22 protein-coding genes are annotated in these 22,309 nt (G+C 71.3%); 6 read left to right on the forward strand and 16 right to left on the reverse strand.

Annotation, left to right across the window (positions count from 1 at the left end; all coding sequences use genetic code 11):
• Positions 1-203 precede the first annotated feature (203 nt).
• Both QQ657_RS52925 and QQ657_RS52930 read right to left on the reverse strand, forming a co-directional pair.
• On the reverse strand, positions 204-1,415 hold the full coding sequence (locus tag QQ657_RS52925) for a L,D-transpeptidase (RefSeq protein ID WP_284750078.1): 1,212 nt from the start codon (positions 1,413-1,415) through the stop codon (positions 204-206).
• A gap of 104 nt (positions 1,416-1,519) precedes the next feature.
• Entirely contained in the window at positions 1,520-2,389 is an 870-nt protein-coding gene (locus tag QQ657_RS52930) for a patatin-like phospholipase family protein (RefSeq protein ID WP_284750079.1), read from the reverse strand.
• Between the two features lie 70 nt (positions 2,390-2,459).
• Between QQ657_RS52930 and QQ657_RS52935 the strand changes: the two genes are divergently transcribed.
• The 3 genes from QQ657_RS52935 (at position 2,460) to QQ657_RS52945 (ending at position 4,837) form a co-directional block, all read left to right on the forward strand.
• The gene (locus QQ657_RS52935) at positions 2,460-3,419 is read left to right on the forward strand and encodes a LysR family transcriptional regulator (RefSeq protein WP_284750080.1); all 960 of its coding nucleotides are present in this window, start codon (positions 2,460-2,462) and stop codon (positions 3,417-3,419) included.
• A gap of 99 nt (positions 3,420-3,518) precedes the next feature.
• On the forward strand, positions 3,519-4,082 hold the full coding sequence (locus QQ657_RS52940) for a papain-like cysteine protease family protein (RefSeq protein WP_284750081.1): 564 nt from the start codon (positions 3,519-3,521) through the stop codon (positions 4,080-4,082).
• Positions 4,083-4,084: 2 nt separating this feature from the next.
• Positions 4,085-4,837 (forward strand): hypothetical protein, encoded by a 753-nt coding sequence (locus QQ657_RS52945; protein ID WP_284750082.1) that lies wholly within the window; start codon positions 4,085-4,087, stop codon positions 4,835-4,837.
• Positions 4,838-4,904: 67 nt separating this feature from the next.
• On the opposite strand, the gene QQ657_RS52950 is transcribed toward QQ657_RS52945, so the two are convergent.
• From QQ657_RS52950 to QQ657_RS52965, 4 genes are read right to left on the reverse strand one after another with little or no spacing between them, the layout of a single operon-like run.
• Positions 4,905-5,552 (reverse strand): DedA family protein, encoded by a 648-nt coding sequence (locus QQ657_RS52950; RefSeq protein WP_284750083.1) that lies wholly within the window; start codon positions 5,550-5,552, stop codon positions 4,905-4,907.
• A 45-nt stretch (positions 5,553-5,597) separates the two neighbouring features.
• Entirely contained in the window at positions 5,598-6,599 is a 1,002-nt protein-coding gene (lipA, locus tag QQ657_RS52955) for a lipoyl synthase (RefSeq protein ID WP_284750084.1), read from the reverse strand.
• A gap of 25 nt (positions 6,600-6,624) precedes the next feature.
• Positions 6,625-7,575 (reverse strand): oxidoreductase, encoded by a 951-nt coding sequence (locus QQ657_RS52960; RefSeq protein ID WP_284750085.1) that lies wholly within the window; start codon positions 7,573-7,575, stop codon positions 6,625-6,627.
• A gap of 18 nt (positions 7,576-7,593) precedes the next feature.
• The gene (locus tag QQ657_RS52965; RefSeq protein WP_284750086.1) at positions 7,594-8,115 is read right to left on the reverse strand and encodes a hypothetical protein; all 522 of its coding nucleotides are present in this window, start codon (positions 8,113-8,115) and stop codon (positions 7,594-7,596) included.
• Positions 8,116-8,244: 129 nt separating this feature from the next.
• Between QQ657_RS52965 and QQ657_RS52970 the strand changes: the two genes are divergently transcribed.
• A complete protein-coding gene (locus tag QQ657_RS52970; protein ID WP_155541882.1) occupies positions 8,245-8,856 on the forward strand; it encodes a TetR/AcrR family transcriptional regulator in 612 nt (203 codons plus the stop codon).
• A 5-nt stretch (positions 8,857-8,861) separates the two neighbouring features.
• Positions 8,862-9,797, forward strand: coding sequence for an LLM class F420-dependent oxidoreductase (locus tag QQ657_RS52975; RefSeq protein WP_284750087.1), 936 nt, complete (start codon positions 8,862-8,864; stop codon positions 9,795-9,797).
• Between the two features lie 66 nt (positions 9,798-9,863).
• Here QQ657_RS52975 and lipB read toward each other — a convergent pair whose 3' ends face one another.
• From lipB to lpdA, 5 genes are all read right to left on the reverse strand, one after another.
• Positions 9,864-10,607 carry a lipoyl(octanoyl) transferase LipB gene (lipB, locus tag QQ657_RS52980; protein WP_284750088.1) on the reverse strand — a complete coding sequence of 248 codons (744 nt, stop codon included), beginning with the start codon at positions 10,605-10,607 and terminating at the stop codon, positions 9,864-9,866.
• Positions 10,604-11,227 (reverse strand): phosphatase PAP2 family protein, encoded by a 624-nt coding sequence (locus tag QQ657_RS52985; RefSeq protein WP_284750089.1) that lies wholly within the window; start codon positions 11,225-11,227, stop codon positions 10,604-10,606. Before QQ657_RS52985 ends, lipB begins: the two co-directional genes overlap by 4 nt.
• Positions 11,224-12,099 carry a TIGR01777 family oxidoreductase gene (locus QQ657_RS52990; protein WP_284750090.1) on the reverse strand — a complete coding sequence of 292 codons (876 nt, stop codon included), beginning with the start codon at positions 12,097-12,099 and terminating at the stop codon, positions 11,224-11,226. The genes QQ657_RS52985 and QQ657_RS52990 overlap by 4 nt, the downstream gene beginning before the upstream one ends.
• A 119-nt stretch (positions 12,100-12,218) precedes the next feature.
• A complete protein-coding gene (gene sucB / locus QQ657_RS52995) occupies positions 12,219-13,982 on the reverse strand; it encodes a 2-oxoglutarate dehydrogenase, E2 component, dihydrolipoamide succinyltransferase (RefSeq protein ID WP_284750091.1) in 1,764 nt (587 codons plus the stop codon).
• Positions 13,983-14,038: 56 nt separating this feature from the next.
• Complete coding sequence (gene lpdA, locus QQ657_RS53000; RefSeq protein ID WP_284750092.1) at positions 14,039-15,412, reverse strand: dihydrolipoyl dehydrogenase; 1,374 nt, start codon at positions 15,410-15,412, stop codon at positions 14,039-14,041.
• A gap of 182 nt (positions 15,413-15,594) precedes the next feature.
• Between lpdA and QQ657_RS53005 the strand changes: the two genes are divergently transcribed.
• Positions 15,595-15,939 (forward strand): oxidoreductase, encoded by a 345-nt coding sequence (locus QQ657_RS53005; RefSeq protein WP_284750093.1) that lies wholly within the window; start codon positions 15,595-15,597, stop codon positions 15,937-15,939.
• On the opposite strand, the gene QQ657_RS53010 is transcribed toward QQ657_RS53005, so the two are convergent.
• From QQ657_RS53010 to QQ657_RS53030, 5 genes are all read right to left on the reverse strand, one after another.
• A complete protein-coding gene (locus tag QQ657_RS53010) occupies positions 15,936-16,388 on the reverse strand; it encodes a GNAT family N-acetyltransferase (protein ID WP_284750094.1) in 453 nt (150 codons plus the stop codon). The two genes, QQ657_RS53005 and QQ657_RS53010, sit on opposite strands and share 4 nt — an antisense overlap.
• Before the next feature lie 10 nt (positions 16,389-16,398).
• Positions 16,399-17,619, reverse strand: a complete 1,221-nt coding sequence (locus QQ657_RS53015; protein ID WP_284750095.1) for an SMI1/KNR4 family protein — start codon at positions 17,617-17,619, stop codon at positions 16,399-16,401.
• A gap of 9 nt (positions 17,620-17,628) precedes the next feature.
• Complete coding sequence (locus QQ657_RS53020) at positions 17,629-18,603, reverse strand: TAXI family TRAP transporter solute-binding subunit (protein ID WP_284750096.1); 975 nt, start codon at positions 18,601-18,603, stop codon at positions 17,629-17,631.
• Entirely contained in the window at positions 18,600-20,570 is a 1,971-nt protein-coding gene (locus QQ657_RS53025) for a TRAP transporter permease (RefSeq protein WP_284750097.1), read from the reverse strand. Before QQ657_RS53025 ends, QQ657_RS53020 begins: the two co-directional genes overlap by 4 nt.
• A gap of 130 nt (positions 20,571-20,700) precedes the next feature.
• Entirely contained in the window at positions 20,701-22,200 is a 1,500-nt protein-coding gene (locus QQ657_RS53030) for a leucyl aminopeptidase (protein WP_284750098.1), read from the reverse strand.
• Positions 22,201-22,309: the final 109 nt, after the last annotated feature.

The raw sequence follows: 22,309 nt of genomic DNA on the forward strand, positions 1-22,309 counted from the left end.
CGACCGTGAACCTGGCGAGCGGTGAGCTGAAGTTCGCGGACACCAGCGTCGCGAACACGACCGCCGGCACGCCGCCGCAGGCCGACGACGGTGACACGCCTCCCGGCCGCGGGGGGGGGGGGGGGGGGGGGGGGGGGGGGGGGGGGGGGGGGGGGGCCGGGCCCCCCCCCCCCCCCCCCCCCCTTGGGGCAAGACTGAGACGGTTACTTCAGGGCCGAGCCGGCCTGCCAGTCGGCCCAGGACTTGGACCAGTCGCCGTACAGGTCCCACACCGGGAGCTGCGGGCCGCCGGAGTTCGTCACCTCGACGACGTCACCGAGGCCCATGTTCTGGAAGAACCACTGGGCGTTCGCGCCGTTCAGGTTGATGCAGCCGTGCGACACGTTCGAACTGCCCTGCTGCCCCACGCTGTTCGGGTTCTCGTGGACGAACTCGCCGTCGTTGGAAATCCGCTCCGAGAACTTCTCGTTCGACCGGTACGCCTTCGGGTCGGGCGGGCAAACGCCGTACGTACACGAATCCATCGTGTAATTCGCCTGTTTGTCCGAAATGACGTGCGCGCCCAAATGCGTCGGGGTCGCGTCCTTGCCCATCGAGATCGGCATGGACTTCACCATCGCGCCGTTGTGGAAGATCTGCATCTGCTCGGTGTTCCCGTCCGCCTTCGCGATCCAGGAATCGTGCACCTTGTACGTCTCCGTGCGGTCCTCCGCGCCGAAGACGCCGTTGCCGAAGTCGACGCCGTAGATCTTGGCCGTCACCTTCAGCGTCGTGCCGGCCTTCCAGTACTCCTTCGGCCGGTAGTGGACGTTCGAGTCGTCGATCCAGAACCAGCTGCCCTCCTGCTTCGGCGTGGACTCCACCGTCAGGGCCTTCTCCACCGCCGCCTTGTTCTTCACGGCGATCTTCCCGAAGCTGAACACGATCGGCTGCCCGACGCCGACGCCCGAGCTCGCCACCGCGGACGGCGCGGGGATCAGGTTGGCGTTCGCCTGCTTCTTCGGCGCGATCGTGCTGATCTGGTTGTCCTGCTCGACCGGCTTCCCGTCGGCGCCCTGGGCGTGCGCGACGATCTTGTACGTCGCCCCGTAGCCGAGCGGCTCGGTCGACGTCCAGCTGGCCCCGTCGGCGGCGAGCTTGCCGCCGACCTTGGTCCCCTTCGCGGTGTTGGTCACCGTGACGTCGAGGAGCTTCCCGTTGGCGGCCTTGACGACGACGGGCGTCGCCGGGCTCACCCCCGTGCCGCCCGCGGGTTCGAACGACACGGCGACGGGGGTCGCCGCGGCCGACGCGGAACCGGACACGGGCGCCCCACCGCCGGGTGAGCCGCCGTCGTCACCGGACGAGCAGGCGGAAACCAGCAGTGCTCCGGCGAGGATTCCGGCCACCGAAAGTAAAATCTTCTTGGGGGGCATATTGTCTCTTTTTGGGAAATTGGGGTCGGCGGGCATTCGTCATCAAAACTACGCGATAGCGATGACGTTCTTCCCGGCGGATCGGTGCATCGGCGTGACGCGGATCACGTGACGACGAGGCCCGGCGCCCCGTAAAGTCCCGGCCCGCTCACCGAGATCCCGTCGAGGAACTCCCGCGCGGCCGAGTACGCCTCTTCCGCCAGTGCTTCGGTGTGCCCGAAATCGAGCGGGTTCACACGTACCGGCGCCGGCCCCGGCAGGTACACGACCGGCACCTGCGCGGCCGCGACCGGCGCTTCCAGCACCGCCTGGTTCCGCATGGAGATCATCGCGGTGAACATCATCACCTCGGCGAACGTCCGCGGCGCCTCCGGCAGCTTCCCGGGGAACGCGCAGTCGAGCACCACCAGCGACTTCGCACCCATGGTCAGCGCCTGCCGCATCGGTACGTTCGCGACGAGCCCGCCGTCGTAGAGCAGCCGCCCTTCGTGCTCCACCGGCGGGAAGATCCCCGGGATCGCGCAGCTGGCCAGCAGCGGCGCCAGGATCGGCCCCGACCGGATCAGCAGCGGCTCGGCGGTGTCGACCTGCGTCGTGACGACGCCGAGCGGCAGCGCCAGGTCCTCGAAGCGCGTTTCGGCGCCGAGGTGGTCGGCGATGATCCCCGTCAGGCCGGTGTTGGGGAACAGGTGCGTCTTGCTCTGCGTCAGCGTCCGGACGCGGCTCAGCACGCCGCCGGGGAATGCCTCGGCGCGCGTCATGTGCGCCCAGATGCCGTGCAGGCGCGCCAAGACGTCGTCGCCGGGCAGGGCCAGCACCGCCGCGTTGAGCGAGCCGACCGACGTGCCCGCCACCAGATCCGGCGTGACACCGGCTTCGGTGAGCGCGCGCAGCATGCCGACCTGCATCGCACCGAGGCTGCCGCCCCCGCCGAGGACGAACCCGATCGGCCGGGGAAGATCCGCGAGACTCATACCGCCGAATGTAGTAAGCCCGACTTTCGCAGGTCGTGCCGCCCGGGAAGACGGCGTTAGCCTGCTGGACGTGGCCGAGCTGGAGCTGCGGCATCTCAGGGCCGTCCGCGCTGTCGCGGACGGCGGCAGCGTGAGCCGGGCCGCGACCGTCCTCGGCGTCAGCCAGCCCGCCCTCACCGCGCAGCTCAAGCGGATCGAGCGGATCCTCGGCGGCGACCTGTTCGTCCGCGGCCCCAGCGGCGTGCGCCCGACCGAGCTCGGCCGGTTCGTGCTCGCCCGCGCCGACGCGCTGCTGTCCGACATGCAGGCCCTCGTGGCCTCCGCCCGGCGGCACGGCGAGGACGGGCCGGAGACCCTGCGGATCGGGTACATCCCGCTGCTCATCATCGGCCGGTTCATCGAGGAGCTGGGGGAGCTGGACGTCGACGTCCAGACGTACGCCGAACCGGCGTCGCTCACCCTGCTCAAGCTGCTTTCGACCGGCCGCGTCGACGTCGCGCTGCTCGAACGCTTCGACAGCACGGAGGCGCACCACTTCGCCGACCTGACCGTCCGGACGCTCGCCACCGAGCCGATCTTCGTCGGCATCGCCCACGGCCACCCGGCGATCCGCGACGGCGTCGTCGACCTCGCCGACCTGGCCGGCTGCGACTGGATCCTCCCGCCCCCGCACGAAAACTGCGTGCGCGTGCGGTTCCTGCAGGCCTGCGCGGCCGCCGGGTTCAGCCCGCGCGTGCGGCACTTCACGTCGGAGGCGGGTACCGCGGGGACGCTCATCGCGCAGGGCGCGGTCTGCCTCGCGCAGGCGGCTTCGGCGCCGCCGCCGGGTCTCGTCGCGCTGCCGCTCGCGGGTGACCCGCTGTGGACGACTTTGCTGTTCGCGACCCGCGAGGACGACGCCCGCACGCCGACGACCGACCGGGTGTTCCGGTGCGCGGAAGTGGCGTACGCGGCGTCCCGGCAGCGGAATCCGCATTTCGCGCGCTGGTGCCGCGAGTATTCGGGAAGCGGGCTGGCGCCTGCCCGATAGGCGGCATAACGCCGGTGTTATCCCCGCTGGGATTACTGCCCGGCGCGGCAACGGGAGAAGCTCACGAAGTCCCCACCTGTTGCCGACAAGGAGCAACGAATGCACTTCAGACGAGCAATGGCGCTCGGCGCGCTGTGCGTGGCCCTCACCGGCCTGCTCTCCCCGCCCGCGAGCGCGACCACCGAAGCGACCACGCTGTCGATCAGCCAGCTGGTCCAGGAGCAGGACCAGTGGTGCTGGGCCGCGAGCGGCCTGACCATCGCCCGGTTCCTCGGCTACGGCACGAGCGTCAGCCAGAACACCTTCTGCGACTACTCACGCGGCTACCCGGCCGGCTCGCAGTGCCCGAACCAGGCCGGCGAGCTGACCTACGTCCAGCGCGGTTACCAGGCGCTCGGCCTGCGGCCCGGCACGGTGACCGGCGCGCTCAGCCTGGCTTCGGTGCAGACCGAGATCGGCGCGCGGCGGCCGATCGAGACCGGCATCTACTGGACCGCCGGCGGCGGCCACGCCCAGGTGATCTACGGCTACGACGCGAGCGGGCTCGTCTACTACGGCGACCCGTGGCCGAGCAGCCAGCGCTACAGCGCGATGGCGCACTCGAGCTACGTCCGCAACGGGCAGTTCCAGTGGGCGCAGTCCCTCTACCGGATCGGGGCGTGAGCATGAACGTCTTCCGTGGACTCGCTGTCCTGGTCGCGGGTGCGGCCCTGGTGCTCGGTTTCGGCGGGACGGCTTCGGCCTCCCAGCCTTCGCCGGGTGAGATCGCCGCTGCGGTCAAGTCGGCGGACGCGCAGCTTTCGGCGTTCTTCGGCCAGCTCGACCGCCGGGCGGGCGCCGCGCGCTCGGACGTCGCGCAGGCGCCCGAGGTGGACGGTTCGCCCCAGTCGGTGTATTCGCTGGACCCGGCTTTCGTCGCCGGGAAGCCGGGGGCCGCGCCGGCGTCGTTCGCGTTCTACGCGGTGCGCGCTTCGGCGTCGACGGGCCGTCAGGCGACCGTGTGGGTGACGCCGGAAGCGGGCGGCTGGGCCGCGAGCAACTTCACGACCGGCACCGAGGAGCTGACCTACCCGGCGCAGGCGGGTAGCGACCTCGTGTTCACCGAACCGCAGGTCAACGCGTGGTACCGGGTGCGCGACGGTCGCGTGCTGGCGCTCAACGACCCGGCTCGCCAGCGGGTCGGCGACGGCGTGACGCTGGTGGCGTACCAGCAGCTGGTGCACCGGTTGTACGGCGACAAGCTGCCTGGCTCGGCCTACCGGGCGCAGGGCAAGCTCGGCGGGTACGACCTCGCCGCGGCTCCGGCGCCGGCCGTGGCGCCGGGCACCGGATCCTGGCCGTTCGTCGCCGGTGGGGCGCTGCTGGCGCTCGGCTTGGCCGGCTGGGCCACCGGCAAGGCGGCGCGCGCCCGCCGCTGACGCCGGGAGGGCGCGGCCCGGGTCCGCCCGGGTCGCACCCTCGTGGGTCCGACAGGGTTCACTCGGGTCAGGGGACTCGTTCGGGCTCGCGTTCCGGCGTGGCGAGGGCTTTCCGCTTCTTCATGCGCAGCAGGAAGAACACTCCGACCGCGGCGAGCACGCCGACCACGATCAGGCCGCCTGTGTTCAACACGCCTTCGATCCGCTTCGCCGCCTCGCCGAGGGCCGCGCCGATGCTGATGTGGACCAGTGACCAGCAGAACGCGCCCGCCGCCGCGGCCGGGAGGAACTTGCGGAACGGCAGTCCGGACGTCCCGGCCGCCGCCGGGGTCAGCGTGCGGATCACCGGCAGGAACCGGGCGAAGAACACCGCCCACGCGCCGCGGCGCTCCAGGACCGCGGTCGCCTTGTCCCACGCGTCGAGGCCGTACTTGCGGATCAGTTTCGTCTCGCGCAGCCGCGACCCGAAACGGCGGCCGATCAGGTAGCCGAGCGCGTCGCCCGCGGTCGCGCAGAGCGTGACCGCCAGCCACAGGACCACGAACCGGGCGACCGTGGTGGCCGTCGTCGCGGCGATGAGCAGCCCGGACTCGCCGGGGGCCAGGAAACCCAGCCCGATCGTGCACTCGGCGAAGACCAGCCCGCCGGTCGCCGCGACGAGCCCCGGTTCCGGGAGTCCTTGCAACCAGCTGAGGAGGTCCGAAACCAGGGCCATGCCACCCACTTTACCGATCCTTTAAGGATGGTGGGGTGACGCGCGTCACCGCGCCAGCAGCGACGCGGCTTCCTGAGCTGCGGGTCCTTCGACCGCGAGGTGCTGGAGGTTCTCCGGGAGGACCTCGCCGCGGTGGGCCTTCGTCTGGGCGTACAGGCGTCCCGCGCGGTAGGACGACCGGACGAGCGGTCCGGCCATGACACCCGCGAAGCCCATCGCCTCGGCAGCCTTGGAGTGCTCGACGAACTCCTCCGGCTTCACCCACCGGTCCACCGGGTGGTGCCGCGGCGAGGGACGCAGGTACTGCGTGATCGTCAAGATCTCGCAGCCGGCGTCGACCAGGTCCTGCATCGCCGGAGCGACCTCGTCGGGCGTCTCGCCCATGCCCAGGATGAGGTTGGACTTCGTGACCAGACTCGCTTCACGCGCGGCAGTGATGACTTCCAGGGAACGCGCGTACCGGAACCCGGGACGGATCCGCTTGAAGATCCGCGGCACCGTTTCGACATTGTGGGCCAAGACTTCCGGCCGCGAGCCGAAGACCTCGGCCAGCTGCGCCGGGTCGGCGTTGAAGTCCGGGATCAGCAACTCCACACCGGTACCCGGGTTCAGAGCGTGGATCTGGCGGACGGTCTCGGCGTACAGCCACGCGCCACCGTCGTCCAAGTCATCCCGAGCCACACCGGTCACGGTCGAGTACCGCAGACCCATGGCCTGAACGGACTCGGCGACCTTCCGGGGCTCAGTGCGGTCGAGAGCAGCGGGCTTACCCGTGTCGATCTGGCAGAAGTCGCACCGGCGGGTGCATTGGTCGCCGCCGATGAGGAACGTGGCTTCGCGGTCTTCCCAGCATTCGTAGATGTTGGGACAACCCGCCTCTTCGCAGACGGTGTGCAGACCCTCGCGGCGTACGAGACCCTTGAGTTCGGTGAACTCCGGCCCCATCCGCACCCGCGTCTTGATCCACGGCGGCTTCTTCTCGATCGGCGTCTCACTGTTGCGGACTTCCAGACGCAGCAGCTTCCGGCCTTCAGGCGCAGCACTCACGCTCTCAACCGTACGCCCGTCCGGGCTAGGCGGGATCGGGGGTGACCTCGGTCAACTTCGCCGTGAGCTCCCACAATGCGGACCCCAGCGGCTCGATGCGGGCGGTCGCCAGCATGGGCACCTCGACGGGATGACCACGCAGGTTTCCGAGGCCTCGCGGTGCGAAGTAACTGCCGCCTTCGACGCCGTCCGCCGTCGCCGCGTAGAGCTGGGGGAGGGCGCCGATCCGGGGGCCCTGGGCGAACAGGACCTCGCCGACGCGGTGGCCGCCGGCGATGACGGACCGGACCACCGGGTTCGAGTACGAACGCGCCATGCCGCTGCCGAGCCCGGTCGCGGTGTACCCGGGGTGCGCGGCGACGCTGAGGATGTCTTCGCCGGCGGCCCGCAGGCGCCGGTCCAGTTCGAGCGCGAACACCTGGTCGGCGAGCTTCGACTGGCCGTACGCGGCGGCCGCGTTGTAGCGGCGGTGGTCGCCGTTCGGGTCGTCGAGGTGGATGCGCGCGCCGGTGGCGGCGAGGCTCGACAGCGTGACGACGCGGGCGTGCCGTCCGCCGCGCAAAGCGGGCATCAGCAGCCACGTCAGCGCCGCGTGCCCGAGGTAGTTGGTGCCGAACTGCAGCTCGAAGCCGTCGGCGGTGCGGCCGCGGGCGGTCGCCATCACGCCGGCGTTGTTGACCAGGATGTCCAGCTTGTCGCCGGTCAGCTCCCGGGCCGACGCGGCGGCCGCGCGCACCGAGGCGAGCTCGCTCAGGTCCAGTGGGATGAGCTCGGGCTCGGCGCCCGCGGCGGCCGCTTTGACGATGTCGAGTGCCTTCGCGCCGCGTTCGGCGGAGCGGCAGGCGAGGAACACGCGGGCCCCCTTGCCCGCGAGCACCTCGGCGGTGCGCAGCCCGAGCCCCGAGTTCGCCCCCGTGATCAGGGCGGCCCGGCCGGTCTGGTCGGGGATGTCGGCGTCGGTCCAGCGCTCCGTCATGCGCTTACTTAACTCCTGTCACGCACTGGGCGCGAGCAGGCGCCGCAGGTGTCCCATGACGGGACGGCGGCGGGCGGGCTCTTCGCGGCTCGTGCGCAGCAGCGCCTCGAGCGCGTGACCCACCTTGACGATCTCTTCACCCGGCTCGCGCGGGTCGGCCAGCCCGGCCGTGACGGCGAGCATCCGCAGTTCGCCTTCGTGCATCCGGCGCAGCGACGCGTGCCGCTCGTAACCGCCGTCGAGCACCGCGCGCAGCGGCTCGTGCTCGTCGGCGGACGCGCGCCAGGCGCGGGTGACGGCGTCGACGTGGTCACCGAGGCCGTCGGCGTCGTCCGGGTCGGTGACCTCGGCGCGCAGGCGGCCGCTCAGCGTCCTCGTCCACTGGTACTGCAGGGCCAGCAGGACGTTCTCCTCGGTACCGAAGTGCTCTTCGGCGCCGGGGATCTCGTCGAGCGGCAGCGGCGCGCCCGGATTCCGGGCGGCCAGGCGAACCGTGGCGTCGAGGATTTCCTGACGTCGGTAGAAGTCTGTCCAGCTCATCGTGGGCTCCCCTTCCGTGGCCCGGGTCATACCGCGGGTCTGCGGCATACTCCCGGTACGGACCTGACCAGGCGAACATACCATGAGTATGGAGAGATCCTCCCGGCGTAAGGTGTGAAGGTGGCGACAATGAGGTCCAGGCGGCTCGACTACTCCGAGTCGACCCGGTCGGCGCTGGTCGACAGCGCGGTGGAACTGTTCACCAAACGCGGTTACGCGGGTACCTCGCTCGACGAGATCGCCAAGCGCGCCCGCGTCACCAAGGGTGCGCTCTACCACCACTTCAGCGGCAAGCAGGCGCTCTTCGAAGCCGCGTTCGACCAGGTCGAAAGCCTCGTCTACGACCGTCTCGACAAGATCATGACCGGCGAAGGCTCGCCGTGGGAGCGGGCCCTCGGCGGGCTCAACGCGTTCATCCGCGCCTGCCTCGACCCCGCCTACCAGCGGATCGCCATCCACGAGGCGCCGGTCGTCATGGGCTGGGAGCGCTGGCGCGAGGCCGAGGAGCGGTGCAGCTTCGGGCTCGTCAGGTCCGGCCTGCAGTCGCTGATCGACGCGGGCGAGGTCGAGCCCGTGCCGGTCGAGGTCACCGCGCGGCTGCTGTTCGGCGCGCTGTCGAGCGCGGCGACCGAGATCGCCAGCTCGCCGGACCCGAAGAAGGTCGGCGCCGAGATCGAGGACGTGATCGTCCGGATGCTGGTACGGCTGCGGCGCACGGAGCCCGACGTCTCTATAGGCTGACTTTCGTGGACTTGAGGATCTTCACCGAGCCCCAGCAAGGGGCCAGCTACGACGACCTGCTGCGCGTCGCCAAGGCGACCGAAGCCGCCGGCTACGACGCCTTCTTCCGCAGCGACCACTACCTGAAGATGGGCTCGGCCGACGGCCTGCCCGGCCCGACCGACGCCTGGATCACCCTGGCCGGCCTGGCGCGGGAGACCAGCCGGATCCGGCTCGGCACGCTCGTCACCGCGGCGACGTTCCGGTACCCGGGGCCACTGGCCATCTCGGTCGCCCAGGTCGACCAGATGTCCGGCGGGCGCGTCGAGTTCGGCCTCGGCTCCGGCTGGTACGACGCCGAGCACGAGGCGTACGGCCTCACGCTGCCGCCGCTGAAGGAGCGCTTCGACCGCTACGCCGAGCAGCTCGAGATCATCACCGGGCTGTGGAAGACGCCGGCGGGCTCGACGTTCTCCTTCGCCGGTCAGTACTACACCTTGACGGAGTCGCCGGGCCTCCCGAAGCCGGCGCAGTCCCCGGCGCCGCCGGTGATCATCGGCGGGCAGGGCAAGAAGCGCACGCCGGCGCTGGCCGCGCGGTTCGCGGACGAGTTCAACCTGCCGTTCACCGACGCCGACACGGCGGCCGCGCAGTTCGCCCGCGTCGACGCGGCGGCGCAGGAGATCGGCCGCGACCCCAAGGAGATCCTGCGTTCGGTGGCGCTGACCATCGCCGTCGGCCGCTCCGAGGAGGAGGTTTCGCGCCGGGCTGAGGGCATCGGCCGCGACGTCACCGAGCTGCGCGCGAACGGCCTGGCCGGGACGCCCGCCGAGGTCGTCGAGCGGATCGGGCAGTGGCGGGAGAAGACCGGGATCACCCGCGTCTACCTGCAGCTGCTGGATCTGTCCGATGTGGACCAGCTCGAGCTGATCGCGGCCGAGGTCGCGCCGCAGCTGGACTGAGCAGTAGTGCCCTTAAGGCCACCTTACGGGCGTCAGACGCCCGTAAGGTGGCCTTAACGGCACTTGTCAGTTCTGGAGCGCGAAGGTGACGCCCGGTGCCTGGGGCGCTTCGGGACGCGGCAGCCAGCGGTCTTCGCTCACCGGGAGCTCGCCTTCGAGAGCCGCCAGGACGGCGTCGCGGGCCAGCGGGAGCACCGCCTCCACGCTCACGTCGCGCTGCAGCTCGTACGACAGCGACGTCACGCCCGCGTCGCGGATTCCGCACGGCACGATCGAGTCGAACGCCGAGAGGTCCGCGTTGCAGTTGAGCTCGAAGCCGTGCATCGTCACGCCGCGCTGGACGCGGATGCCGATCGCCGCGATCTTGCGCTCGATGCCGCGCTCGTCGGCCGGGATCCAGACGCCACTGCGGCCTTCGACGCGGCCGCTGCGCACGCCGAGCTGGTCGCACACGTGGATCAGCGCCTCCTCCAGGCGCCGCACGTAGTGCACGACGTCGATCGGGTCGCCGAGCTTCACGATCGGGTAGCCGACCAGCTGGCCGGGGCCGTGCCAGGTGATCTTGCCGCCGCGGTCGACGTCGATCACCGGGGTGCCGTCGGCCGGGCGGTCGGCCGGCTCCGTGCGCTTGCCCGCGGTGTACACCGACGGGTGCTGCAGCAGGAACATCGTGTCCGGCGCGGTGCCGTCGGCGCGCTCGGTGAGCCGGCTCCGCTGGAGCTCCCAGGCTTCGGTGTACTCGATCGTGCCGAGCTCCACGACGTCGACGGGCTCGGTGGTGGCGCGGCAGGAAATGCGGGAAGAACTCACCCGTCGAGGCTACGCCCGTCACCCGGGGGAAGCAGCCGCAAGGCGCACGCTGAGAGCAGCCCGACACCGGTCACGGCGAGCACTGCTCCGATCGTGTCGGTGACCCAGTGCACGCCCAGCACGACGCGGCAGGCGGCGCCCAGCACGACGGCCACGACGACCGCCACCGAAACCCGGCGGACCAGCCGCGGCCACAGCCACGCGCACAGCAGGAGCAGGACGAATCCCGTGCTCGCCACCGACACCACGTGCCCGCTCGGGTAGCTCAGGTCCGGGTAGTCGCGCGGGCGTTCCCGCAGGAAGAGCGGCTTGAAAACCAGGCTCGTCAGCCGGCACAGCACCAGCACGACGGCCAGCCGCACGCACAGCCCGAGGTGCGCCCGTTGCCGCAGCGCCAAGGCGAGCAGCGCCGCGCCCAGGATGAAGGGGAGCACCGGTCCGAGGACGTCACTCCCGGCCTGCGCCACCCGGCCGAGCGGTTCCGCGTACACGCCGTGCAGCGCGTCCGCGACTTCGACGTCGAGGGTCAGCGGCTGCCGCGCCACGCTCAGGCCGAGCACGACGAACGCGGCCGAGAGCACCACGCCGACGACGAGCCAGCGCTGCAGCGGAACGCTCATGCCGCGGCGAGCGCGCTGTCCAGGGTCCGGTGCCGGAACTCGTAGCCGGACCGCTCCAGCGCGGCCGGGACGGCCCGCTGCCCGAACAGCGCCATCTCCTCGCCGGCCTGGCCGAGCACGGTCTTGAGCGCGATCCCGGGCACCCACCACGGCGCCGGGCGGTGCAGGGCCTGCCCGACCGCCTTGGTGAACTCGGCGTTCGTCACCGGGGCCGGGCCGCTGAGATTGACCGGGCCGGCCAGGTCGTCGTGCGTGAGGACGTGGACGATGGCGCCGACCTCGTCCTCGAGGGCGATCCACGGCATGAACTGACGGCCGTCGCCGAGCCGCCCGCCCAGGGCCAGCTGGAAGAGCGGGCGCAGCGTTTTGTAGAGACCGCCCTTCGTGGACAGCACCAGCCCGGTCCGGATGTGCACGACGCGCGCGTCGCCCGCACCCGCCGTTGCCGCTTCCCAGGCTTCGCAGAGCTCGGCGAGGAAACCGCGGCCGCGCGGTCCCGATTCGTCCACAGTGGACTCGTGCGTGTGGCCGTAGTACCCGACGGCGGAAGCGTTGACGAGCACGCCGACGCGGTGTTCGGCAACGGCTTCGGCGAGCACCTCGGTCGGCTCGACCCGGCTGTCGATGAGCTCCTGCTTGCGCATCGCGCTCCACCGCCCGGGGAACAGCGGCTTGCCCCCGAGGTTCACGACGGCGTCCACGCCTTCGAAGGCGCCGTCGGCGATGGCGCCCGACGGCGGATCCCAGCGGAATTCGCCGGTCCCGCGCGTCTCACGCCGCACCAGCCGGCGGACGTCGTGGCCTTCGCGCCGCAGGCGGTCGCCCAGCGCCGACCCGATCAAGCCGCTCGCTCCGGCGATCAGTACTCGCATGGGTCGATCGTTGCGCATCCGCTGCGCGCCCGCACAGCCGGACCGCACGTTTCACACCCGGGAACCGGAAACGGCGAAGGCCGCCACGGGAGTCCCGTGGCGGCCTTCGTCAGGGTGAATCAGAGGCCGAGCTCGTCCTCGAAGTTGCCCTCTTCCAGACGCTGCTTGATCGTCATCAGGAAGCGGCCCGCGTCGGCGCCGTCCACCAGGCGGTGGTCGTACGTCAGCGGGAGGTACGCCATCGACCGGATGGCGATGGTGTCGTTGCCGTCCGCGTCGGTGGCGACGATCGGGCGCTTGACGACCGCGCCGGTCCCGAGGATGCCGGACTGCGGCTGCACGATGATCGGCGTGTCGAACAGAGCGCCGACGCTGCCGATGTTCGTGATGGAGAACGTGCCACCGGACAGCTCGTCGGGCTTGATCTGCCCGGCGCGCGCCCGGCCCGCCAGGTCGGCGATGCGGTGCGCGATACCGGCCAGGCTCAGCTCGCCCGCGTCGTGGATGACCACCGAGAGCAGGCCGCGGTCGGTGTCCACCGCGATGCCCAGGTGCACGGCACCGTGGTAGGTGATCTCCTTCGTGTCCTCGTTGTAGGACGCGTTGACGTTCGGGTGCTGCTTGAGCGCCTCGACGGTGGCCTTCGCGAAGAACGGCAGGAACGTCAGGTTGACGCCCTCGCGCTCCTTGAAGTTCGCCTTCGCCCGCTGCCGCAGCTTGGCGATCTTCGTGACGTCGACCTCCTGGACCTGCGTGAGCTGCGCGGCGATCTGCAGCGACTCGCGGGTCTTGGTGGCCGTGATCTGGCGGATCCGGCTGGCCTTCTGCACCGTGCCGCGCAGCGCCGCGAGCTCCGGCGACACCGCGGCCGCCGGACGCGGGGCGGGCGCCGCCGGGGCGGCTGCGGCCGGAGCGGCAGCGGCGGGAGCCGGAGCGGCGGCCGCCTTCTGCTTCTCCTCGGCCGCGGCCAGGACGTCCTGCTTGCGGATCCGGCCGCCGACGCCGCTGCCGGTCAGCGACGTGAGGTCGATGCCGTGCTCCGACGCCAGCTTGCGGACCAGCGGCGTGACGTACGGGCCGTCCGCCGAGCTCTCCTTCGCCGCGGCCGGCTCGGCCTTCGGCTCCGGCTTGGGCTCGGGCTTCGGTTCCGGCTTGGCCTGCTGGACCGGCTCGGGCTTCGGTTCCGGCTCGGGTTCCGGCTTCGGCTCGGGCTTGGTCTCCTGGACCGGCTCCGGCGCGGACTCCGCCTTCGGCGCCGCACCGGCGGCACCGATCACGGCCAGGACACCGCCGACCTCGACGGTCTCGTCCTCGCCCGCGCGGATCTCCAGCACCGTGCCGGCGACCGGCGACGGCACCTCGGTGTCGACCTTGTCGGTGGAGATCTCGAGCAGCGGCTCGTCGACCTCGACCGAGTCGCCGACCTGCTTCAGCCAGCGCGTGACGGTGCCTTCGGTGACGCTCTCGCCCAGCTCGGGCAGCTTCACCTCGGTGCCTTCACCCCCGGCGGCCGGCGCGGTGTCCGGCTTGCTCGGGGCGCTGTCCTGGTCCTGCGGCTCGGGCCGGGACTCCGGCTCGGGCTCGGGCGCGGACTCCTGCGCGGGCTCTTCCTGTGCCGGGGCCGAAGACTCGGGCACGCCGCCCGAGCCGTCGTCGATCACGGCGAGCTCGCCGCCGACCTCGACGGTCTCGTCTTCGGCGGCGCTGATCTTCACGACCGTGCCCGCCACCGGGGAGGGGACCTCGGTGTCGACCTTGTCGGTCGAGATCTCGAGCAACGGCTCGTCGACCTCGACGGTGTCGCCCTCCTGCTTAAGCCACCGGGTGACGGTGCCTTCGGTGACGCTCTCCCCGAGCTCCGGCAGTGTGACGGAGTAGGCCATCGTTCGCTGACTCCTCTTTCAAGATTCTGCGTGGTCTGGATTCTGCTGGTGAGACGTCAGCTGTGCACGTGCAGCGGCTTGCCGGCCAAGGCAAGGAACGCTTCACCGAGGGCCTCGGTCTGGGTGGGGTGGGCGTGGATGAGCGGGGCGACGTCCTCGGGGAAAGCTTCCCAGCTGTAGATCAGCTGCGCTTCGCCGATGAGCTCGCCGACTCGGTCGCCCACCATGTGTACACCCACGACGGGCCCGTCGGGTGCCTTGACCAGCTTGACCCCGCCGGAGGTCTTGAGGATCTGGCTCTTGCCGTTGCCGCCGAGGTCGTAGGTGAACGTGGTGACGTCCGAGCCGTACTTCTCCTTGGCCTGCGACTCGGTCAGCCCGACCGACGCGACCTCCGGGTGGGAGTAGGTGACGCGCGGGATACCGCTCTCGTCGATCACGCGCGGGCTCTGCCCGGCGATCTCCTCGGCGACGAAGATGCCCTGCTGGAAGCCGCGGTGCGCGAGCTGCAGGCCGGGGACGATGTCGCCGACGGCGTAGACGTTCGGCAGGTTGGTGCGCAGCCGGTCGTCGGTGAGGACGAAGCCGCGCTCGATCTTGACGCCGGCTTCCTCGTAGCCGTGGCCCGCCGAGTTCGGCCCGCGGCCGACGGCGACCAGCAGCAGGTCGGCCTCGATGGTCTCGCCGGACTCCAGCGAGACGCTCACGCCGTTCTCGTCCTGCTTCGCGCCGGTGAACCTCACACCGGTCTTGAAGGCGATCTTGCGACGGCGGAAAGCGCGCTCGAGCTGCTTGGACGCGAACTCGTCCTCGTTCGGGACGAGCCGCGGCAGCGCTTCCACGATGGTGACGTCGACGCCGAAGGAGGCCCAGACGCTCGCGAACTCGACGCCGATCACGCCGCCGCCGAGGACGACGACCTTCTTGGGGACGTAGTCGAGGGAGAGGGCCTGCTCGCTGGCGATCACGCGGCCGCCCAGCTCCAGGCCGGGCAGCGTGCGCGAGTACGAACCCGTGGCGAGGATGACGTTCTTGCCGGTGTAGCGGGTGCCGTCCACCTCGACGGTGGTGCCGCCGACGAACGTGCCGCTGCCCTCGACGAGGTTCACCTTGTGCGCCTTGGCCAGGCCCTGCAGGCCCTTGTACAGCCGGGAGACGATCCCGTCCTTGTACTTGTTGACCCCGGCGATGTCGATGCCCTCGAAGACGGCCTTGACGCCGACCGCCTCGGCTTCGCGGGTTTCGTCGGCGACCTCGGCTGCGTGCAGCAGGGCCTTGGTCGGGATGCAGCCCCGGTGGAGGCAGGTCCCGCCGAGCTTGTCCTTCTCGATCAACGTGACGGAAAGGCCCAGCTCGGCCGCGCGGAACGCCGCGGCGTAGCCGCCCGATCCGCCTCCCAGGATCACGAGGTCGGCGGAGGTGTCGGTCACTTCAATAGCTCCTCGGCAAGCAGTGGGGTGGTGCTCTGTCGTCGCCCGTGCCCGGTATAACCGCGCGCGCGACACCCGCCATCTTGTCACTACGCCGGACGGGGCTGCGAGCTAGCCGGGTGTGCGACACCGACCACACGGGGACATCGGGATAATGAGTGGGGAAAGTCTCGGGAGGGAAGGTGGTCGCGGTGGGGTTGTTCGACTCCCTGCGCAGGCGCGCCAAGGGCGGGCAGAAGGCCGGCACGCTGCGGAAAGCCAGTTCCGAAGACACCCATCACCTCGACGAGTGGGCGGCCACGCGCCGGGGTGTGGAGGCGTTCGTCGAGCCGAAGACGAACGTCACCGAGACCACTGTGGTGTTGATCGCCCACGACGGCGAGTGGACCCGGCGCCGGATCGGCAGCCTGGAGGCGGCCCAGCAGTTCGGCCACCGCCGCTCGATCCCGGTCTACGAGGTCGCGCGGGTCGGCTACCCGAAGCGGATGCGCGAGTACACCGAGCGCAAGAAACGCGGCCAGGCCTAGAGCTCGACCCGGCCGACGACCTCGCCGTTGAAGGTCTGGCCGGTGGGGCGGAAGCCCAGCTTGAGGTAGAAGTTCTCGGGCCCGCCCTCGGCCGGGAGCCACAGCACCGTGGCGGCCTTTTCGCCGCGCCGGCGGGCCTCTTCGAGGACGGTTTCGACGGCGAACCGGCCGTGGCCGCGGCCCTGGACGCCGGCGCCGACGTTGAGCCGCCAGATCCCGCAGCGGAAGAAGTCGAGCTCCGCGCCGGGGTTGAAGCCGCCCATCACGAAGGCGACCGGTTCGCCGTCGTCGAGGATCAGCCGCGGCCAGGCGATCTCCGGCTGGGTGTAGGCCTCGGCGAGCGAGACGGCGACCGGCGCGACGAAGTCCTTCTGGTGCGGCTCGACGGCCAGCTGGCACGCGGCGGCGACGTTGTCCGGGGTGATCTTCTCCGCGGTGAGGGTGGTCACCGGGACCAAGCTAGCCTGCCTGGGCGAGCAGCGTGGCGTGCTGGACCAGCGCCGCGCGGAACGACTGGTGGACCGTCGTGCCGAGCACCGGGTCGACCTCCACGACGTGGGACGCCGAAAGCAGCAGCACCGCGGGTTCGGCGAGGATCACCACGCCGCCTTCGATCCGCAGGTCCGCGGTGCCGAGCAGCCGGGGGAAGACGACGTCCGCGGGCAGGCCGTCGCAGGTGCGCAGGAACTCGCGGAAGTCCTCCGGCAGGTCGACGCCCAGCCGCAGCTCCGCCGAGCGGATCGCCGCTTCCGATGCCGGGGGCGGGAGGGGGGTCCGGCCGCGCATGAGGGGCCCGGCGGGCTGCGGTTCGCCGGAGCGGGTCGGCGTGGCTCCGCCGCTGGCGGGCGGCTGGGCGGGCTGCGGTTCCCCAGTGCCGTTCGCTGTGGATCCGCCGTCGGCGACCGGCTCGGCGGGCTGCAGTTCCCCGGTGCCGGTCGCCGTGGAGCCGCCGGCGACCGGCTCGGCGGGCCGTGATTTTCCGGAGCCGGTCGCCGTGGATCCGCCGCGCAGGAGCGGTCCGGTCGTCGTGGTTCCGCGCAGCCGCATGATCTCCGCGATCAGCTCGGGCCAGGTGCCGAGGTCCGCCGGGTACCGCTCGTGCAGGGCCGCGACCAGCGCGCCCGCGCATCCCGGCGCCCAGTCGCGCAGGCCCAGCGGGTCCGCGCCGGCCACCAGCGCCGGGGCCAGCGCGCGCGTTGCCGCCAGGGTCGCCACGTCCGGCCGTTGCCCGGCCAGCGACGCCCACCGCGCGAGGTCGCCGTCGGCGAGCGCCGTGCGGACGCGGTCCGGACGCGACGGCGCGACGTGCTTGACCACCTCGGCGATCGGTCCCGGCGGGAGGACGCCGTCGAGGTCGGAGACCGGACGGCGCAGGGCAGCCGCGTGTGTTCGTTCCTCGAGATCGAGGTCGAGCGGCGGCAGGCCCTCGGCCCAGTCCGGGCGGCCGCCGCGCGCTTCGAAGAGCATCGCCCACGCGCGGGCCCGGACCGGGGACGCGGCCAGCGCGGTCGCCGGTCGTTCCGTGCGGGCCAGCCACTGCCCGGCCAGCCGGTCGGCCTCGTCGAGGGCGCCGGTGACCGCGAGCAGCAGCGCGGCGTACCCGACCTGGTCGTCGAGGCCCGGTTCGGTGGCGGTCAGGACGTCCCGGACCGCCCCTTCGAGGTACTCACCGGCATCCACGAATCGACCCTAGCCGAGCGCTTGCTTCGCCCCCGGGTGCAGCGGGACCGGGTCGGTCTGCGTGGCCAGCTGCTTCGTGATCTCCTTCGCCGCCGGGTGGACCTTCGCGAGCTCCGCCTGCTTGTCGAAGAGCAGCTTGGTGATCGCGCACGCGTTGTTCGCCGGGAAGTCCTCGCGCACCAGCAGGAGGTTGGGCACGACGACCGTCGGCACGTCGGCCGGCTGCCCGTACGTCGCCGCCGGGATGACGGCCTGGTCGTAGACGTCGTTGACCTGCTTGAGCTTCGGCAGCAGCGGCGTGATGTCGAGGAACTTCACCTTGTCCTTCAACGCCGTCGTGATGTCGGTGATCTGCGCGGTCGGCAGGCCGCCGGACCAGACGAGCCCGTCGAGCGTGCCCGCCTTCATGCCGTCCGCGGTCTTGGCCAGGTCGAGCCGCTGCGCCTGGACGTCGGTGTCCGGCTTGAGGCCCGCCGCCTGCAGCAGGCGGTTCGCGATCACCTCGGTGCCGGACTTCGGCGAGCCCGTCGAGATCCGCTTGCCCTTCATGTCGGCGACGGAGCCGATCCCGGAGTCGGTGCGCACCAGCACCTGCGTCGAGTTCGGGTAGATCCTCGACAGCGCCTGGATCTTCTGCGGCTTGCCGTCGAAGGAGCCCTTGCCGTTCACCGCGTCCGCGGCGGTGTCCGCCAGCGAGAACGCGACGTCGTAGTTGCCGGCCACCAGCTGCTGGATGTTCTGCACCGACGCGCCGGTCTCGGCGGCCGTCGCGCGCAGCTTGGTGTTGTTGCTGATCAGCTGGGCCAGCCCGCCGCCCAGCACGTAGTAGACGCCGCCGCTGTTGCCGGTGGCGATGGTGATCCGGCCTTCGCCGGCTTCGCAAGCCTGCCCGCCACCCTGGGCGGGCTGGTCGGTCTGCTGTTTGCCGCCGCAGCCCGTGACGGCCAGAGCGAGTACCGCGGCAGCGGCGAGTGCGCGTTTCATGCTGTCCTCCTCTTGATCACGGCGTGGGCGAGCACGGCGACGGCGCCGAACGCGGTGCCGACCGCGATCGGCACCGGCTCCAGGTAGAGCAGGCAGAGGGCGGCCGGGACGAACAGCAGCCGCACGGGCAGGCTGACCGGCCCGAACAGCCAGCCGCCGGTCACCACCGCCAGGGCGGCGACGGCCACCGCCGACACCGCCGTCACCCACAGCACGGTGAGCACGTCGGACTGCAGCAGCAGCGCCCCGCCGTTGTCGGTGAGCACGAAGGCGATCGGCACCAGGAACGCGGGCAGCGTGTACTTCCAGCACTGCCACATGGTGCCGAGCACCGACCCGCCGGTGATCGCCGCCGACGCGACGGCGGCGAGCGCGGTCGGCGGCGTGACCTCGGAAAGCACGGCGTAGTAGAAGATGAACATCGCGCGCTCGGCGTCGGCGACCCCCAGCGTCTCCAGGGCCGGGCCGATCACCACCCACGCGATGATGAAGCTCGCCGTGACCGGCACCGCGAGCCCGAGCACGCCGACGGCGATCGCCGAGAGCAGCACGGTCAGGATCAGGATCACCGTGCCGTTGTCGGTGAGCGCGCCGGCCAGTTCGACCAGCGCGTCGGCGAGTTCGAGGCCGAGCCCGGTCTTGGTGATGGTCGAGGTGATCACGCCGGCCGCCGCGCACACCGCGATCACCGGCAGCGCCCCGCGGACCCCGGCCGAGAGCGCGTCGACCATGTCCCTGGCCCAGCCCCGGATGTCGTGGCGACGGGCGATCAGCGCGAAGAGCGCGGCGACGCCGGTGGCGTAGACGACCGCGGCGAACGGCGGGATGTCCAGCGCCAGGAACACGACGATGATCGCCAGCGACAGGAAGTGGTAGCCGCCCTGGCGCAGGAGCTGCCACGGATGGCCGTGCGGGACGTCGACCGGCTCGGCCTCGAAGCGCCGCGCGTCGGCCTCCATCGCGAACACGATGCCGAGGTAGTAGAGCAGTGTCGGGACGGTCGCCCAGATCAGCACGGTCAGGTACGACGTCTGCAGGTACTCGGCGATGATGAACGCGGCGGCGCCGAGCGTCGGCGGCGAGAGGATCGCGCCGATGCCGGACGCGGCGAGCAGCCCGCCCGCGTTTTCCCTGGGGTACCCGGCTTTCTTGAGGATCGGCCAGGTGATCGAGCCGAGGCTGACCGCCGTCGCGGTGCCCGAACCCGAGACCGTGCCGAGCAGGAAGCCCGATAGGACGGTGGTGCGCCCCGGCGCTGTCCGGGACTTCCGGAAGGCGGCGAACGAGATGTCCACGAAGAACCGGCCGGCACCGGAGGCGTTGAGGACGGCGCCGTAGAGGGTGAACAGCACGATGTAGCTGGCCGCGACGTCGAGCGGGGTGCCGTAGAAGCCGCTCGCGTCGTTGTAGAGCGCGTTGACGATCTGGCTGAAGTCGATCCCGGCGTGCGCGATGCCCCAGTTCTGCGGGAGGAAGCCGCCGTAGTAGGCGTAGGCGAGGAAGAGCAGGCAGACGATCGGCAGCACCAGCCCGGTCGTGCGGCGGGTGGCTTCGAGGATCAGCACCAGCAGCAGCGCGCCGGCGACGATGTCCAGCGGGGACAGGATGCCCTGGCGGTCCAGGAAGCCGTCGTAGCCGATGAGCACCGGGTAGAGGCCGACGGCCAGGGCGATAGCGGCGAGCGCCCAGTCGGTCCAGCCGGGGTCGTCGCGGCCGTGCAGCCGCGGGCGGTAGCAGAGGAAGACCAGCGGGAGCGTCACGCCGAGGAAGAGCACGAGGTAGAACTGGTTGCCCTTGGCGAAGGGGAAGAAGACCTGCTTGAGCACGAGGACCGCGACGGCGAGGGCGACGAAGTAGACGACCCGATCCGGGACGCGGGACAGGGTGCGCGCGGGCCGTTCTTCGTCGTGCTCGGCGGCGATCGCGGCGGCAGTGTCCTCTTCGACCGGTCGGGTCGGTTGGGTCATCACTGCCCCCTTCGCGATGCTGACACCGTACGGTGTCGCGGATCACATCGAAAGCGGCAAAGGGATCACTCCGGGCGAAAAACGCCGAAGGGCCCCCGCCGCGGCGGGGGCCCTTCGAGCGAAGCGTTTCTCAGCCGTTGGCGGCGATGTCCGCCAGCACCGCGGCGATCGTGCGGACCGGGACGCCCGTGCCGCCCTTGCCGGTGTAGCCCCACGGCGCACCCGTGTTGAACGACGGGCCCGCGATGTCGATGTGGACCCAGTCGAGGCCGTCGGCGACGAACTCGCGCAGGAAGATCCCGGCCGCGAGCATGCCGCCCCAGCGGTGGCCGGTCACGTTGGCCAGGTCGGCCAGGCGCGAGTCGAGGTCGGCGCGCAGCTCCTCCGGCAGCGGCATCGCCCAGCCGTTCTCGCCGGTGGCCTGCATGACCCCGGCGACGCGGTCGCGGAAGTCGTCCGAGCCCATCACGCCGGCGGTGCGGTTGCCGAGCGCGACGACCTGGGCGCCGGTCAGCGTCGAGGTCTCGATGAGGTAGTCCGGGTTCTCCTCGGCCGCGCGCACCATCGCGTCGACCAGGACGAGCCGGCCCTCGGCGTCGGTGTTGAGGACCTCGACGGTCTTGCCGCCGTACATGGTCAGCACGTCACCCGGGCGGTACGACGTCCCCGACGGCAGGTTCTCCGCCAGCGGGATGTGCGCGACGACTTCCAGCGGGTACTTCAGCTTCGCGGCCAGCACCACCGACGCGAGCACGCCGGCCGCGCCGGACATGTCCGAGGTCATGTGGTCCATGTTCGCGGCGGGCTTGAGCGAGATGCCGCCCGAGTCGAACGTGATGCCCTTGCCGACCAGCGCGACCTTCTTGACGGCCTTGGCCGGCTTGTAGGCCAGGCGCACCAGGCGCGGCTGGCGCGCGGAGCCGCCGCCGACGCCGAGGATGCCGCCGAAGCCCTTGCGCTTGAGGGCCTTCTCGTCGAGGACCTCGAACTCGAGGCCGTTGTCCTCGGCCAGCTTCTTCGCGCGGTCGGCGAAGGAGGCCGGGTAGAGGTCGTTCGGCGGGGTGTTGATCAGGTCGCGGGCGGTGAGGACGGCCTCGGCGATGCTGGTCGCGGCCTTCAGCGTCGCCTTGTGCTCGCGCGCGGTGCCGGTGCCCGGGCTCGCGAAGTCGACCTTCGCGACCGGCGCGTCACCCTTCTCGGAGCGGTAGGCGGTGAAGACGTAGGAGCCGAGGACGGTGCCCTCGACGGCGGCCTGCAGGTCGAGCTCCGAGAGCGTCACGAACGCGCGGTCGGTGCCGGCCAGTGCGCGACCGGCGGCACCGGCGGCCCGGCGGACCTGCTCGGGGGTGACGCCGTCGCCCTCCTTGCCGAGGCCGACGGCGAGCACGACACCGGCCGCGAGCTTGCCCAGCGTCGGGATCTTGACGACCTCTTCGGCCTTGCCGCTCGCGCCGAGGGTGGCGAGCAGGCCGGCCAGGCGGCCGTCGAAGGCGGCGTCCACGGCGGCGGCACCCGCGGCGAGCAGCGGGCCGTCCTCGCCGGCCAGGGTGCCGATGACGATCACGTCGGCGCGCGTCTTGGCCAGTGCCTCCCCGGTGTTGTCGGACAGGGCGAGCTTAGGCACGGTCACTTCTGGCTCCTCGCGCGTTCGCGGTGGTACCGGGCGCCGGCCCGGTCGGGATCGTGAGCCATGCTAATGACGACCGGACCACGGGTGAACGGCGGGAGAGGGAGGGCCG

This window comes from Amycolatopsis ponsaeliensis (assembly GCF_030182635.1).
In the GTDB taxonomy this organism is placed as follows: Bacteria; Actinomycetota; Actinomycetes; order Mycobacteriales; family Pseudonocardiaceae; genus Amycolatopsis; species Amycolatopsis ponsaeliensis.

Coding starts and splice junctions, on each gene's coding strand:
- QQ657_RS52950 (WP_284750083.1), bottom strand. CDS start 5,552: ATGGCCCTGGTTTCGGACCTCCTCAGCTGGTTGCAAGGACTCCCGGAA.
- QQ657_RS52930 (WP_284750079.1), bottom strand. CDS start 2,389: ATGAGTCTCGCGGATCTTCCCCGGCCGATCGGGTTCGTCCTCGGCGGG.
- QQ657_RS52965 (WP_284750086.1), bottom strand. CDS start 8,115: ATGAGCTGGACAGACTTCTACCGACGTCAGGAAATCCTCGACGCCACG.
- QQ657_RS52945 (WP_284750082.1), top strand. CDS start 4,085: ATGAACGTCTTCCGTGGACTCGCTGTCCTGGTCGCGGGTGCGGCCCTG.
- QQ657_RS52925 (WP_284750078.1), bottom strand. CDS start 1,415: ATGCCCCCCAAGAAGATTTTACTTTCGGTGGCCGGAATCCTCGCCGGA.
- QQ657_RS52990 (WP_284750090.1), bottom strand. CDS start 12,099: ATGCGAGTACTGATCGCCGGAGCGAGCGGCTTGATCGGGTCGGCGCTG.
- QQ657_RS53020 (WP_284750096.1), bottom strand. CDS start 18,603: ATGAAACGCGCACTCGCCGCTGCCGCGGTACTCGCTCTGGCCGTCACG.
- QQ657_RS52960 (WP_284750085.1), bottom strand. CDS start 7,575: ATGACGGAGCGCTGGACCGACGCCGACATCCCCGACCAGACCGGCCGG.
- sucB (WP_284750091.1), bottom strand. CDS start 13,982: ATGGCCTACTCCGTCACACTGCCGGAGCTCGGGGAGAGCGTCACCGAA.
- QQ657_RS52985 (WP_284750089.1), bottom strand. CDS start 11,227: ATGAGCGTTCCGCTGCAGCGCTGGCTCGTCGTCGGCGTGGTGCTCTCG.
- QQ657_RS52970 (WP_155541882.1), top strand. CDS start 8,245: ATGAGGTCCAGGCGGCTCGACTACTCCGAGTCGACCCGGTCGGCGCTG.
- QQ657_RS52940 (WP_284750081.1), top strand. CDS start 3,519: ATGCACTTCAGACGAGCAATGGCGCTCGGCGCGCTGTGCGTGGCCCTC.
- QQ657_RS53025 (WP_284750097.1), bottom strand. CDS start 20,570: ATGACCCAACCGACCCGACCGGTCGAAGAGGACACTGCCGCCGCGATC.